Source organism: Neisseria sp. P0009.S007 (assembly GCF_051962515.1).
Window position 1 is genome coordinate 2,865 of record NZ_JBQCVF010000136.1, and the last position, 1,718, is coordinate 4,582.

Annotated in this window: 2 protein-coding genes; both read left to right on the plus strand. The window is 54.5% G+C overall.

Going from position 1 to position 1,718, the window contains the following annotated elements:
* Positions 1 to 495, plus strand: a 495-nt coding sequence (locus ACTHS3_RS10365; RefSeq protein WP_440367915.1) for a chloride channel protein, incomplete at its 5' end; no start/stop codon positions are given.
* A 162-nt stretch (positions 496 to 657) separates the two neighbouring features.
* On the plus strand, positions 658 to 1,718 hold a 1,061-nt coding region (gene purH, locus ACTHS3_RS10370), incomplete at its 3' end, for a bifunctional phosphoribosylaminoimidazolecarboxamide formyltransferase/IMP cyclohydrolase (protein WP_440367916.1).

Below are 1,718 nucleotides of genomic sequence, written 5' to 3' on the forward strand. Positions count from 1 at the left end.
GCCCAAAAGTTCCCCTTCATCAAGCGCGACAACATCAAAATCATTCCCTTGGCCGTCTGTATGTTTGCACTCATTGGCGCGATTTCCGTTTGGTTTCCCGAAATTTTGGGCAACGGCAAAGCAGGCAACCAACTGACCTTTGGCGGATTGACCGACTGGCAACACAGCCTTGAGCTGACCGCCGTCAAATGGCTGGTCGTCTTGATGGCGCTGGCGGCAGGTGCATACGGCGGCCTGATTACCCCGTCCATGATGCTCGGCAGCACCATTGCCTTTGCCGCCGCAGCCGCGTGGAATACTTTCTTTCCTGCCATGTCCTCCGAAAGCGCGGCCGTTGTCGGCGCCGCCGTTTTCCTCGGCGTTTCCCTCAAAATGCCCCTGACGGCCATCGTCTTTGTTTTAGAACTCACCTACGCCCCCGTTGCCTTGCTCATGCCCTTATGCGCAGGCATGGCAGGCGCAGTATGCGTGGCGAAGAAAATGGGATTTAAATAGTCAAAAACATCAGGCCGTCTGAAACCGAGTTTCAGACGGCCTTTTACAATAAAATTGTCAACAATATCTATAAAAACCTACTGCCAAAAAGGCGAAAATAGCGGATAATACCGCCCTGAAAATTCATCCCATATCGATTAAACCTTCAACAAAGGAAATCTCATGTCTTCCATCAAACGCGCCCTGATCAGCCTGTCCGACAAGACAGGCGCAGTCGAATTTGCCCAAACCCTGACCAAGCTCGGTGTAGAAATCCTCTCCACCGGCGGTACAGCAAAGCTCTTGGCTGATGCAGGTGTTCCCGTTATCGAAGTTGCCGACTATACCGGTTTTCCCGAAATGCTCGACGGCCGCGTGAAAACCCTGCATCCGAAAATCCACGGCGGCATCCTCGGCCGCCGCGATTTGGACGAACACGTCGCCAAGATGGAAGAACACGGCATCGGCAATATCGATTTAGTGTGCGTCAACCTCTACCCCTTCGCCGCCACCATTGCCAAACCAAACTGCACACTGGAAGACGCGATTGAAAACATCGACATCGGCGGCCCGACCATGGTGCGCTCTGCCGCGAAAAACTGGAAACACGTCGCCATCGTTACCGACACAGCCGATTTCCCTGCCATCGCCGCCGAACTCGAAGCCAACAACGGCGCCTTGAGCGACAAAACCCGTTTCAACCTCTCACGCAAAGCATTCAGCCACACCGCCCAATACGACGGCATGATTTCCAACTACCTGACCTCGCTTTCAGACGACGTCTTGAGCGGTCAGCCACAAATCGGCGAATTCCCAAGCCAGTTCAACCAAAGCTGGATTAAAGTGCAAGACATGCGCTACGGCGAAAACCCGCACCAACGCGCCGCGTTCTACCGCGATATTTACCCCGCCGCAGGCAGCCTTTCTGCCTACAAACAACTGCAAGGCAAAGAATTGTCGTACAACAACATCGCCGATGCCGATGCCGCATGGGAAGCCGTTAAATCTTTTGACGCGCCGGCCTGCGTGATCGTGAAACACGCCAATCCGTGCGGCGTAGCCATCGCCTCCAATACCTTGGATGCCTACAAACTCGCCTACGCCACCGACACCACCAGCGCATTCGGCGGCATCATCGCCTTCAACCGCGAAGTGGACGGCGCAACCGTCAAACAAATTACCGACAACCAATTTATGGAAGTCCTTATGGCGCCGAAGTTCACCGCCGAAGCCCTCGAAATCGC